Genomic DNA, 12,450 nt, shown 5'->3' on the forward strand with positions numbered 1-12,450 from the left:
GGGCCTCGGGGGCGTTCGGCTAGCTGCGGGAACGGCCTATCCGCTCAAAGTGTTCGGCTGAGATCGGAAATCAACCTTGACCTTATTTCCCGCCACTCATCTTCGCAGGAGAAAAATCAACGAGAAGCTACTGTATCGGAATAAGCGGTTCAGCGCATTGCTGTCACCATTGTGGAGGTGTTCGTTCTTCTGATTACCGTCTGCGAAGCTTATTGCTACGTTCGCCGAAACCATTCTAGAAATATGGTGAACTAGACATCTTGGTTTGTTATACACAATATTGAGGTTTTTCTGCACTCAAAGGGAGGTAGTCGTGAAGCATATTCATCCGATTAATCCAGGAAGTGGCGACGAGGCAGGCGTGAAGCCGATGTCTTTTGACTGCCTCTTGGGCATTACTGACATCTGTACTGTTTATGATAAAGCAGATGGCTGTGGTGCATACGATTACTGCGACTATGACATGGATGGCGGCAGCATCTGCGTTGTAGATCACTGTGGCATTGATCAAACGTAGTCTCTAATTGGATTAAGGTGAGGAGCTGTTATGAAGCATATCCATCCTGTTGGTTCAAATGAACATCCTCCCGTTGAGCCTTGTTGTCTTGGAGTTGATATATGCAATTTTTACGACATCGCCGAGTGCCCTGTTGCGGATTGGTGCTATGTCGATAAAGAATCAAGCTGTGTTTTGCCAGCAGATTGGTGCGATCCAGTTGACGAGTAGTTTTGTGGCTAGGAACTATTTGGTCCAATTCAGAATAAGATGGGAACAAATACCAAAATCTCGTGTCTGGGAGGAGTTATGCCATTATTGCAAGGTCTCGTTGGATTAGCCTTTATACTTGCGTTATATCTGGCACCTTTTTTAATTCTATTCTTCATTATCCGACTCTTTCTTCGGAGAAAATAGGAGTGTCACGCAAACATTAGCGTAGCTTTCTTCCAATATGAGCCGAGCATTGGCAAGTGGAATAAGAAGCCCGACCGTTCGCCACATGAAAGTGATCGGACGGGCTTCTCTATTTAACCCGGGCCGCCACCCATAGCGGCTTTCCAAGCGTATTCTCAGTGCAAAGCAATCGTCAGTTTAATCCTATGCGCTGATACCGCATTTCATTTGTTCGGCTCGAATTCTACGGCCTGGCAACCCTCGCACTCTCCGGCAAATGGATTGAACGCGAAGGCAGAGATGATGTGTGCGTGGACATCGAGGCTGCTGTAGGCAACATACTGGGACATGGACCCCCGCTGCGCGTGGTATGCGGCCCGGCATATTCATTGCCGTCCAACCCCGTGTAGTTGCAGCAAAGGGTGGAACCTCAATGCTCAGCTCATGTTGTCCGTGGGACACGAGAATCGTAAGTACACTTTGGTGCGATTCTCACGCTGATACTGAGCCACCTGGAATAAGATACGTCGCGACAACACTTCGCTTCACCTCTGTCTCGACAAGATGACGTAGACTAAAGTTTCCTTTAGTAAGAGAACGAGAACTATATCTGAAAGCGTTGCGATGGCGTGAAGGCACCGAGTCCGAACCGCCTGAATGCTACGTGCATCTGCATCGCCTTTTTGTTATCTCTGCCAGTTGGGTAGCACTACACTTGTCATCATTTACCCTGGTACATGCTGCCTAAATCCACTACCCCTTCTACCGCGCCGACCATCTCGTCATCGTGAGAGACAACGATGATCAGCTGGCTTTGCTTGTTGCGCTTAACATAGGCCGCAAGCTCGGCGCGGCTTACAGCGTCTAACCCAGTCGTGGGCTCGTCGAGTACCAAAACTGACGACTTGCGTGAAATCGCCGACCATAAGTACACTCGGCGCAGCTCACCGCCCGAAAGCGCGGAGCAACGTTTCCCGAGCAACTCCTTCACGCTGTTTTCCAGCGAAAGTAGGCCATCTACACCCCGGTGATAGGAAGAAAAGGGCGTGTCGAAATACTCTAACAGCTCTTTCACCGTTTCGTCCGGCGCGAAGCACGACTGTGGGCAGCACGATATCTCTCTCGCACGTATGTAATCCAAGTCGCATTCTTCGATTGGCACGCCGTTGTATTTTACTTTGCCTTTCGATGAGTATAGCCCGAGTATCAAGTAAAGAAGTGACGTCTTGCCTCTTCCGTTTTCCCCAACTATGCAATATGTACCAGGACCGGAAAACTTGAAAGAAAACCCGCCGAGGACCTCTCGGACAGATCCGTCTGGAAGGGCAACCGAGAATTCCAAATCAGATACCGAAATGTCATTTATTTCATCGAGTTTAGCTAAATCGGTCCGATTCCACCCCGATCTCTCCTTTTCTCTCGTCGCGATAGCCGTCCTATCCCATGATGCTTTGGCATCTTGATAGGATTTGAACAATGACATCATACTTTTCAAAGTCTTAAAGAGAACCGCGAAGTATGTACCGATGATAGTGTACTCGCCTATTGACATAGTTCCGTTAATGATTCGTACTCCGGAAACAACAAGTATCACCGCTTGAAACAACGCTGCGAAAAGACCATCGAGCGATGTCAGAGAATATGATAGCTTTCCGGAGCGCAAAACTTTGGGAAAATAGCTCTTAAACCCAGCGTCGAGCGCTTGTTCGCTCTTGCCGTACGAAGATGTCAGTTGAATGTTGAGAATCTGATTAAGCTGCGATGCAATTGCGGCGTAAAAGGCGCTGTCCGCCTCTTTCTTCTCATACGTGACCCTATACAAAAGTTTCCTCAACCCAGTAATTACACAGAAATACACGATGAGGAGAATGATGGAAAACACCGCGAGAGTTGAATCAATTGACCATATGATAAGCAATACGATGGGAATGGCTACAATGGACAGCGGCGCACTGATAAAATTCGCCAAAACGAAGGATGAGACCACGCTGGAGTCGGAAATAATCCGTTGCGTTGTATAGGCTGGATCGATGGTCCGACTCACCAAGTAATCGTCTCTTTCAAAACGCAAGACGGCCTCCCTGAGAAGATCAAAGGAAAGTCTCGTGGTTATGCGAATGGAAAGTGTTCCTGCAAAATAAGTAAAGAGGGTGGAGAAAACTCCTATTGACGCAACCAGGAGCGCGAAGAGTACGGCGTCTCTTTCGCTGCGGTTACCGAGAAGAAAATCTAAGAATTTCCCGTTCACGTATGGCATGGCATAGGAGAGAGCGGTTCCAATCACCGTGATAGCAATGAAGACGAAAGCCCCTTTTGCTCTGATGAACCTCGAGAGAACGCATCGAATCAAGGAAGGCCCCAATCTACCCGCCACAAAACATCAATCACTGATACCTTACACCTCAACACAACAGGAGCGAAGATTTGCCAATGAGACTGCTTTAAGATTGCCTTGGGCCAATACGATCTCAAGCTCTTCCTACAAGAGAGTCGGAATCGGACATCTCCTCCGACGAACCTGGCAATCGGGCGGTTGAAATATCTTTTTCAACCGCCCGATTGCCACAATAGATTTGAGCATCCGCCCACAAACGTCCGCGTTTTATACCCATCAAATCCTTTGCCTTTTGTCGTCTAGACTAGAAAAATCGCTCGAAATAACGCAACCGGCCTGCTCGCTTGAAGAAACCTAAGCCCGTAACGTAGATGTGCAAACTTCCGAAACGCCTTGCGCGGCATAGTGCGTATAAACTTCGTCAACCGCCTCAGAAATATCTGAGTATCGCGCCGGGTCAAAAGCATACGATGTCGCAGCTATACCCTGCACCCATTCGGAACGCGGATTAATTGAATAGCCACACAGCATCATCATACATGCATCTAGACCTGATTTCCCAAGTATCCGACGTATTGATGAGAGCATCGCGGGTCGCCCCTGCACCATCGTCGTCACCCCTATTAGCAGTATTTACCGTTTTTCTCTAAATGCGTATCGCCACCCTTAAGAATACGAAGTGTTTTATCCAGACCCGATTGTCCTCCATCTCAAACGAAGGGATAAGGAATCTCATCCGGAATCGGCAGTAACGGAGGATTCACAACGACAAGCGAAAAACATGAGTCATCTCTCAGAGGGGAGTAAAGGCTCCCCTCAAGCACCCTAGTTTCGTCATCCAAAGAGTTGATGGCAGTGTTTTTCTTACAAAGGTCGACAACAAAAGGGTTGATTTCTACAGATGTTACATCCATGCCACAGTTGGTAAGTATCAGGCCCTGTATTCTGGGGCCAGAACACAAATCGAGAGCCTTCCGTGCGCTCTGCGGTGTAAGGCGCCAATCTCAGCAAATCTGTCCCACAATACTGCGCTGAAGAACAAGACGGAACCCCTGAGCCAAACTCCCCTATACCTTATTAAGGCTAAGACAGGCAAGTTCACGCACCCGGCATATTCCAGAATAACATCCTATTGTTTTAGATGCTCTACAAGCATGAACAGCCGCGAATCGGAAAGATCTTCTAGTTTCGCCCCGACTGACCGCCAAGGGCCAAAATGGCCCCTCCATCCCCGGGCGACTGGCTCTGGCGCGCCGAGGAGTGTCCCCAAGTGCCGGCAGAAAAGGAACGTCCCTATCTGCCGGCTAGAGGGCACCGAAGAGAATGGCGTAGGTAGTGGATTCGCCGAGCTTGAGCTCGTCGCCGGGATTGAGCTGGGCGGAACGGCCGGGCTCGACCTGAATGCAGACGCGCGTGGCCCCGTTTACCACCACGGTTCCGTTGGTGGACGACAAGTCCTCGACATGCCAGATATTTTGAGCATCGCACCAGATATGGGCATGGCGGGCCGAGACATCGTCGCCGACGTCGGTAATATCGCCCTCACCAGTGGCCAGCGCGCCAATCTCAACACCCTGCTCACTCGGCTGAATCCAGCGCGGGGCGCTCACGACAAAACTGTTTTGTACGCGCAGCAAGCCCAAGGGGTGCGCCGGGGCGGGTTCGCGTTCGCCCGCGGTCATCGACATGCCAAGCGAACGCGGCGTGGATGTGCCTCCGCCACAGGTCGCGTGCGCGTAGTCGATGGCATAGTTCACCGAGGACCGCACATCCGCCGAACAACCGACGGCGACAAACAGCACCAGCACGGCCTCGGCGCGCTCGGCGGGCATGAGTTCCGCCGCCTGGGACAGGCGATCGAGCGCGTTGCGATAGAGATTCGTGTCCTGGTGGCACTCTTCGAGCGCGCGTACCATCGGTTCACCTGCAGGACCGCACACCATATTGATCACAGCCGTGGAGTCCATGGGATTGCGCTGGCGCAGGGCCAGTTGCGACATAATACGCGCAGCCGAGGTACCGTATTCGGCAAAGTAGCGCTGCTGAAGCGTGCCGACCGGCGCGCGAACGATAAAGCGGGAAACCCAAGAGCGATCGGCGGCTCGGCTCTGCGGGCTGCGGCCGTCGGCGAGCGGACGGGACGAAAGCACCAAGCCGCACAGCTCGATATGGCTCAGATGCGCTGCGCGCTTAAAGATGTCAAACATGGCCCCGCATGGGGTGAGCTCAACTTGAGATGCCATGACCTAGGCCTCCTTGGTCGTAGAAATAGAATCGGACGATACTTCGACAGGTCCGCCAAAAGTACGGGCAGCTGCGGCTCCACCGGCAAGCGGAGTCGCCATCTGGGCTTTTGTGCGTCGCGGTGCCGAAACGGGAAGTTCAAAGGCAAAGCCCATCGCAAGCAAAAACCACGTAAGCGTATAGGTTGCAACCAGAGCGGCAACAAGGCCGCCCATCACGGCGCGTTGGGAAAATACGCTACATGCAGCCACAACCAACACCGGAACCTCGCAGGCAGAAAGCGCAAGCACACCCTGCAGGAACCCCGAGCGCCGATTGCGCGCAAATGCCCCCGTGACAACGCCGGCTATGCCTGGCAGTGCCAACGCCAGTGCGGCAATAATACCCGGTAGCGACCCAGACCACACGAGCGATCCCAAAGTCGCCGTCACGCGGGCGCCCGACGCCAGCAGCGCGGCCGAAACCACGACCACAGCCCAAACCACGCTGCAAACGACCGCCGCACCGATCATCGCCGTGCGACGAACCGCGCGGCCGGACGCATCCATGGGGCACGGCGTGAGCGGCTCGCCGCGGAGCGAACGACCGACATTTTGCGCATAGTGGTCACAAAACGCCGAGAGCGCCGCCTCGACCGCCGCCGGCTCGGGACGATCTTTTTGATGGCTGGACAGACAGGCCATCACCACGTCGAACAGCTGGGCATCGACAAACGCCAGCGCATCGCGTAGCTCTTCGGAATCCGGCTCAAGCCCTAGCTGCTGGGCCTGCTCGGCCGCGGCGAGCGCCACATCGGGCTCACGACGAAGCAGCTGAGTCAAATCACAACCGGGCGCATGGGCACCAATGGGATAGCCGGGCCGCGTGTCCATCTTGAGACGGTAGGGGCTCGCGATGTCGCGCGTCTTTTTGCGCGAACCCGAGGTGCCCGAAGTGCTCGGCGCGGCTTCGTATGGCGCGACGCCGGCAATGAGCTCGTAAACCGTGCTTGCCGCGGCATAGACGTCAATCGCCGGCGACATACGCAAAGCGCGCAGATCGGGAATATCGTCGGTGAGCATCTCGGGCGGGGCATAGGCAACCGTCGCGCGACGCAGCGTGGCATAACGCTCCGTAAACGACGCCTTGCCGCCGGTACCGGCCACGGCCGACGCAGGCTCGAGCGCCAGCGACGAGCCAAAGTCGATCAGGCACAGGTCAAAGGCGCCCTCGGCAAGCTGCCGGTCAAGCGGCAGGCGCGCCGTACGCACCATAATATTAGCGGGCGAGATATCGCGATGGACAAAGCCCTCGCCCACCAGGCTCATACGGCAGAGCAGATCGAACAGGTCGCGACCCAGACGCGCCGCCACAAGCGGCGACAGGCGTCCGGCATCGTCCACGGCGAGTCGCGAACGCAAGCGGGCAAGCGTCTCGCCCTCGACCCATTCCATGACAATTGCAGGCACACCGTCGACCTCGCCCCAGCCATAGAGGCGGGGAAAGCCCTTAAGGCCCGAAAGGGCGCGATGGCATTCGTATTCCTCGCGAAACGCCGCCTTGAACTTGGCGACCAGCGCCTCGTGAGCGGCATCGTCGTCAAACTCATCGCGCGTCGGCAAGATGAGCTGCTTGAGTGCCACGGCCTCGCCTTGGGCGTTGACGGCACGCGTCACGCGGCCGATACCGCCACGGCGCATGGTGGCATCGTCGGCAAACAGCATCGTAAAACGACGCAGATAGGCAGGCAGTTCGTCCTGACCGAGCGCAATGGCCGGCTCAAACCCGTCGACACGCGCCAGGCGCAGGCCGACCATGGGATCGCGACCGAGCGATTGTGGTGTGGTGGATGCAAGATCGGTCATCATAGGGCAAGCGCCGCCACGTTATTGTTGAAGTTACCGAGCGCGACGTCATCATCGCCGTAATGGCCGACCCATTGACATAGGTTGGTGTAACAGCCCCACAGATTGGCATACTGCTGATACCACTTTGACCGGGGCGAGAATGTCTGACGACCGAACTCAGCTCGAATAACAAACATCTCCCCGACCAGGCTGTCGCACGGTCTGGGATCTCCCGTAGAGTTATAGGTCGAGACCACGTCATTGGCACGAGAAACATAGCCGTCGAGCATGTTGTACTTGGTCACAAGCCAACTGTGAATGCTCTCTTCCTCAGCAGCGGAAAGGCCGCCGGAGTTTGCATCGTTGTCAGTGTTGCCGCCCGTCGAGCCGCCGTTTCCAGGCCCTCCGGTAGAGGAACCCGACCCAGAGCCGCCGCCCGAACTCGATGAATCCGAGCCGGAGCCAGAAGTATCCGAGCTACCGGGCTTTCCGGACTGCTGGGCGTCCTGCTCCTTTTGCTGCTCGACCTTATTCACCGTTGCCGCCACGCTATTGTTGGACAATCGATCGATGATCTTGGTGTTGGTGAGCACGATGGTTTTGCCATTGGCAAGCGTGACTTCGTTGTCCGGGGCCTCGGCGCCGTCCGCATCGTCGGTGCCAAACACAATATGCCCGACCACACTTGCCCAAGCATATCCAGTCGTGGTGCCCAGATCGCTTTTGGCCTCATGCCCCACGCGCGGTTCGCGTGCGGCATGCGCCTGCATCATGGACGGCACGGTCATGCCATAGGCAGAAACGCCAGCTATGACCAGCACCAGCGAGCACGATAGCAGTGCGTACGCCCGCGGCGCCAAGCCCAGTCGGCGTCGTATGCGCACCGCGGCGCCGCGCTTTGTCTGAGTGCCACCGGGCCGCATGCGTTCTCCTCCAATCAAAACCACCCCTAAAAGGGGTGGTTTGCTCTTAGGGTATAACCCTTGGATTTCCGGCACGCGTCTAAAGGCGCCGGCCCTCACGGGGTTCGGGCCGCACTGCAGATTGACCCGTGGCGAGCCGGTCAAACCGGCGCTATTTACGCCCCGGCCCCCTGCCGAAGGGGTCCTCGTACTCCTTGACGCTCAGCCGGTCGAGCGCGATGTCGGCCTTCTCCTGCTCCCGGATGTACTTCGCGATCGTGGCCTCGTTCAGGCCGACCGTGGACACGTAGTAGCCCTCGGCCCAGAACTTCCTGTTGCCGAACTTGTACTTCATGTTCGCGTGCTTGTCGAATACCATCAGCGAGCTCTTCCCCTTCAGGTAGCCCATCACGCTCGATACGCTGTACTTCGGCGGTATCGCCAGCAGCATGTGGACGTGGTCAGGCATCAGGTGCCCCTCGATGATCTCTATCCCCTTGTACTGGCAGAGCTTCCTGAAGATCTCCCCAAGTTCGGACCTTATTTGGTTGTAGATGACTTTGCGCCTATACTTCGGCGTGAACACGACGTGGTACTTGCACATCCACTTCGTGTGCGACAGGCTGTAGGCCTTCTGGGCCATACGCCACCACCGCCCTCTCGACTCGGATTCCTTGCGGCCTGAACAATCGCAAGTGTCCGGCGAGGGGGCGGCTTTGTAAAGCCGTTTGGCCCCACCCGCATAGCGGGTGGTTTCTGATGCGGCGCGCTGCGCGCCCCGCACAGGCTAAAGCCTCTAAACAACAAAAACACGCCGCTCGGGAGCGGCGCATTCATTCGAATCCATATTTGAGTGTATCAGCGAACCCAAAAGGTTGCGCAACGAATGAGCAAATTAAGGATGCGAGCGGAAGCATCCATGCGATAAGCGGATACGAAGCATCTTTGTTGCACAACAAACTCACAGTCGCACGGGGAAATTATGACTACCCCGTGCGACTGTGAGGAAAACATACGGCAGGAGCAGGCTCGCCACCTAAATCGCGCGACGGGCCTCGATGGCGCGGCCAAGCGTAAGCTCGTCGGCATACTCCAAGTCGCCGCCCACGGGAAGGCCGCTTGCCAGACGCGACACCTCGACACCCAACGGCTTGATGGTACGGGCCAGATAGCTCGCCGTGGTCTCGCCCTCAATATTGGGGTTGGTGGCGATGATGACCTCGTGGATGTCCTCGTGGCCCAAGCGTGCCAGCAGCTCTCGAATGTGCAGCTGCTCGGGGCCAATCTTGTCCATGGGACTGATCACGCCGCCCAATACGTGGTAGAGGCCGTGGTAGCTGCCCGTGCGCTCGATCGCCTGGACATCGCGCGGCTCGCCCACCACGCAAATGCGAGTGGTATCGCGCATCGGGTCCTGGCAGATGGAGCACTCGTCGGCCGTGGCGTAGTTAAAGCAGCGGCTGCAAAAGTGGACCTCCTGCTTGACCTCCAGGATGGCCTCGGCCAGGCGGCGCGCCTCCTCGGCGTCGGCCTCCAACAGGTAATAGGCGATGCGCTGGGCCGACTTGGGACCAATGCCCGGCAGACGGCCCAGCTCATCGAGCAGTTTTTGCAGACTGTGGTTGGCACTCATATATATGCGTGTCTTAGAACGGCATGCCCGGGATGTTGAGGCCGCCGGTGATGGCGCCCATCTGCTTGTTGGCGAGCTCGTTGACGCCGCGGACGGCCTCGTTGACGGCAGCCATGATCATATCCTGCAGCATATCGACGTCCTCGGGATCGAGCGCATCGGGATCGATGGTGAGGTTGACGAGCTCCATCTCGCCGTTAACGGTCACCTTGACCATGCCGCCGCCGGCAGAGGCGTCGACGGTCTGGGACTTGAGGTTCTCCTGCGCGGCGGCAAGCTGCTCCTGCATCTTGCGAGCCTGCTTCATCATCTGCTGCATGTTCATACCGGCCATGATGGCTCCTTTACGTGCGGCCGCACGCCGAGCTGCAAGGGCAGCCGGAGCACGGCGGGACTTTCAAACTCAAAAATCGTACCACGGCGCGCGGCGAGAGAGCGGGGCGGACGTGTTACCTCAGTCGATATACATGTCCTCCAATACAAACCGCACTCAAAGATTATGCAAGGTCGAATTATGCAAGGTTGCATAATATCGCACACTCAATCTAGTAGAGCCGAATCCGGCATTTCATGTGCGCCACTAAATAGCTAAATGCCGAACCGCTGCTCGAGGCGGCGCACATGGCGGCAGGGTATAATTTGATTGTCATAGATAGTAATTTGGAGGTGCCCCATGAATGCCCCCAACGCGCTCCAAAACATCCGCTCAAAACACCCCGTTGCATATGTGGTTCTCTATCTCTTTGTCGGCTGGGCATTGCTGGTTGTCATCACCCATGCCATAGCTTTTGGAGCAGAACTGCTGATAGCCAGCTCGGACCAGCCCGTCGTCAAATGGGAAGCGACCGATGAGTGCACCGACGGAACCCGAACCGTTTACTACAACAGCCCGTCCCTCTACCAAGAGTTCAAGGTCAAGATAAAGGACTCCAAGATTGTCGATGCCGAACTAGGCGCTTTCTTGACAATCGGAGCAACCGTCAACGCCGAGCAAGTCGAGCACACGGACAGCCATGCGACGTATCGTATCGACCTCAGCATCCTAGGCCGACCGTCACGTACCTGTCTGCTCGAATGCGAGATACGCGGCACCGCGTTGCACATGTCCGAAATACAGATGCGCCCGGGCAAAGAGATCTCTTCTTGAGCAGCATACCCGCCCGCACGGTTACTCCACCGGTTTGAAGATGGTGGACTGGCCGAAGACGCTGCGGATGAGGGCTTTGGCCTCGTCCTCGGTCTGCGGGATGCTCGGGGCTGCACCCTGATGGCCGAAGGGGCTGCCCGCACCGGGGTTGGACTCCCAGGGAGCTGCAGGAGCGCCCTCCTCTTTGGGGGCAGTTGCAGCGGACTTGGGCGCGGACGCCGCACCCGGCACGTCGAACGGAGGCAGATCGTCCCCGCTCGCATCGCCGGCAAAGCCGCCGACCATAGCGTCGTCGTAGGGCACCTGCTCGGATTCCCACGGCGCGGGCTGCGCGACAGGCTGAGCCTTGGGAGCGGACGCGCGCTCGGGCGCTCGGGGTGCGGGCTCGGTCGGGAGCTTACCCGTGACAGGAGCGCCGGCGGGGTTGTCGGAGCGTAGCCAGGGGGCTTTGCCCAGGTCAGACGACTTGGGCGCGGGTGAGACGGGCTTGGGCGCGGGTGTCGGAGCAGCCGGTTTGGGCGCTGCGGGCTTAGGCGCCGACGGGGTCGATGCCGCTACCGGCGCCGCTTGCTGCTGCGGCGCGCTGGCGCTCGAGGATACAGGGGCCGCCGAGGACACGGGTTGCGGGTCCGCAGATGCCGCAGCCCGTGCAGATGGAGAATGCTCCTCATGTTGAGGAGCCGGCGTGCCACCCCCATCCAGGACATAGTCGACGGTACGACGACCGAAGACCGCGCAGACCGTCGGCAGGACCACCGACTGCGTATCGGCGCGACCGAGCATCTTAATGGCAAAAGTCGAACCCGCGGGGAACGAGACCGTGAGCTTGGAGCCGTCGTCGGCCGTGGCGCGGGCGTTGAGCAAAAGCCCTGCGTAGGAAGCCTGACGCGCCTTGACACGCTCGACAACCTCGGCCCATTTGCGCTGCAGCTCTCCGGCATCCTCGACCGCGGGCGTCTCGGCGGCACCGGCGGCGGCAACCTGGGCGGCGTTGTTGGACTGGGGCTTAGGTGCCGGAGCGGTGGCAGGCGCGGGGGCCGCAACGGGCTGAGGCGTCGGAGCCGGCGCAGGCTGAGGCGCAGGCGCTGCAGGCTTGGAAGCTGACACGGACGCAGAACGGGGCGCAGGCTGAGCCGTCGGAGCGGCAGCACCACGGTCCCAAGGCATACCGCCCTGGCGCGCGGACGTAGCAGCGGGGGCAGCGGATGCCGCCGGGGCGGCAGCGCGGGCGCCCGAAATGAGCGTCGGCTGTTGGGCAGCAGCGGGTACGGATGCTGCAGGCGCGGCGGCCTGAGCAGCAGCCACGCTCGCCGGCACGGCGGCGTTGGCAACCATGGCCTCCAGGCGTGCCACGCGCTCGGCCAATGCCTCAATCGTTAAATCAGCCTCGGGACGCGCCAGACGCGTGCAGGCAATCTCGAGCACCAGGCGCACGTCGCTCGCGCCCCTCATCTCCAGTGCGGCATCGTCG

11 protein-coding genes and 2 pseudogenes are annotated in these 12,450 nt (G+C 57.7%); 3 read left to right on the top strand and 10 right to left on the bottom strand.

The genetic code is table 11. The features are described from left to right. The first annotated feature begins 313 nt into the window (after positions 1-313). Both AB5758_RS08850 and AB5758_RS08855 read left to right on the top strand, forming a co-directional pair. Entirely contained in the window at positions 314-517 is a 204-nt protein-coding gene (locus tag AB5758_RS08850; protein ID WP_124785779.1) for a hypothetical protein, read from the top strand. Between the two features lie 30 nt (positions 518-547). Beyond that, positions 548-727 (top strand): hypothetical protein, encoded by a 180-nt coding sequence (locus tag AB5758_RS08855; RefSeq protein WP_147324165.1) that lies wholly within the window; start codon positions 548-550, stop codon positions 725-727. A gap of 389 nt (positions 728-1,116) precedes the next feature. On the opposite strand, the gene AB5758_RS08860 is transcribed toward AB5758_RS08855, so the two are convergent. The 9 genes and pseudogenes from AB5758_RS08860 to AB5758_RS08900 all read right to left on the bottom strand — a co-directional run bounded on the left by AB5758_RS08860 (position 1,117) and on the right by AB5758_RS08900 (position 10,166). After that, on the bottom strand, positions 1,117-1,242 hold the full coding sequence (locus AB5758_RS08860) for a hypothetical protein (RefSeq protein ID WP_346973816.1): 126 nt from the start codon (positions 1,240-1,242) through the stop codon (positions 1,117-1,119). A 371-nt stretch (positions 1,243-1,613) separates the two neighbouring features. Then, entirely contained in the window at positions 1,614-3,266 is a 1,653-nt protein-coding gene (locus AB5758_RS08865) for an ATP-binding cassette domain-containing protein (RefSeq protein WP_035136742.1), read from the bottom strand. A gap of 671 nt (positions 3,267-3,937) precedes the next feature. After that, positions 3,938-4,207: pseudogene (locus AB5758_RS08870) on the bottom strand (methyltransferase); the annotation flags it as partial. Positions 4,208-4,531: 324 nt separating this feature from the next. Beyond that, the gene (locus tag AB5758_RS08875) at positions 4,532-5,470 is read right to left on the bottom strand and encodes an FHA domain-containing protein (protein ID WP_022094220.1); all 939 of its coding nucleotides are present in this window, start codon (positions 5,468-5,470) and stop codon (positions 4,532-4,534) included. Positions 5,471-5,473: 3 nt separating this feature from the next. Continuing rightward, positions 5,474-7,315 (bottom strand): serine/threonine protein kinase, encoded by a 1,842-nt coding sequence (locus AB5758_RS08880; RefSeq protein ID WP_368155504.1) that lies wholly within the window; start codon positions 7,313-7,315, stop codon positions 5,474-5,476. Continuing rightward, positions 7,315-8,220 (bottom strand): hypothetical protein, encoded by a 906-nt coding sequence (locus AB5758_RS08885; protein ID WP_368141719.1) that lies wholly within the window; start codon positions 8,218-8,220, stop codon positions 7,315-7,317. The genes AB5758_RS08880 and AB5758_RS08885 overlap by 1 nt, the downstream gene beginning before the upstream one ends. Positions 8,221-8,371: 151 nt before the next feature. Continuing rightward, complete coding sequence (tnpA, locus tag AB5758_RS08890) at positions 8,372-8,842, bottom strand: IS200/IS605 family transposase (protein WP_368141720.1); 471 nt, start codon at positions 8,840-8,842, stop codon at positions 8,372-8,374. Between the two features lie 393 nt (positions 8,843-9,235). Beyond that, positions 9,236-9,832: a recombination mediator RecR gene (recR, locus tag AB5758_RS08895; RefSeq protein ID WP_006235173.1), complete on the bottom strand. Its 597-nt coding sequence runs from the start codon at positions 9,830-9,832 to the stop codon at positions 9,236-9,238. Positions 9,833-9,845: 13 nt separating this feature from the next. Next, the gene (locus AB5758_RS08900; protein WP_006235174.1) at positions 9,846-10,166 is read right to left on the bottom strand and encodes a YbaB/EbfC family nucleoid-associated protein; all 321 of its coding nucleotides are present in this window, start codon (positions 10,164-10,166) and stop codon (positions 9,846-9,848) included. Positions 10,167-10,505: 339 nt separating this feature from the next. Between AB5758_RS08900 and AB5758_RS08905 the strand changes: the two genes are divergently transcribed. Continuing rightward, a complete protein-coding gene (locus AB5758_RS08905) occupies positions 10,506-10,979 on the top strand; it encodes a hypothetical protein (protein WP_368141721.1) in 474 nt (157 codons plus the stop codon). Between the two features lie 21 nt (positions 10,980-11,000). Here the strand turns inward: AB5758_RS08905 and AB5758_RS08910 are convergent. After that, positions 11,001-12,450, bottom strand: a pseudogene (locus tag AB5758_RS08910) (hypothetical protein); the annotation flags it as partial.

It is taken from the genome of Collinsella aerofaciens (genome assembly GCF_040926405.1).
Lineage (GTDB): Bacteria > Actinomycetota > Coriobacteriia > Coriobacteriales > Coriobacteriaceae > Collinsella.